This window comes from Pseudoalteromonas sp. S3776, from assembly GCF_005886915.1.
Lineage (GTDB): Bacteria > Pseudomonadota > Gammaproteobacteria > Enterobacterales > Alteromonadaceae > Pseudoalteromonas.
Window position 1 is genome coordinate 1 of record NZ_PNCU01000154.1, and the last position, 202, is coordinate 202.

Consider the following 202-nt stretch of genomic DNA (forward strand, 5'->3'; position numbering starts at 1 on the left):
CATTCACGGTCAGATTTTGTTGAACAAACGAATCCTCAATCTGCTTTTTGATGGTTTCAAGGTCATTGGGGTCAGGCGCGGGTACGTTTGCAATCCGGATTTCTGTAAATGGATTCGATACGCCTGCCACCGTTGCACTTCCTGTGATTGTTAAGACATTGCCCTGGGCATCATTATTGCCATCGTCGTCATCGTCAGAACC

At 47.0% G+C, this 202-nt stretch carries 1 protein-coding gene; it reads right to left on the reverse strand.

Annotated features, from left to right (window positions below):
* A partial coding sequence (locus CWC16_RS20085; protein WP_212747457.1) for a hypothetical protein occupies nt 1-202 on the reverse strand: 202 nt, incomplete at both ends.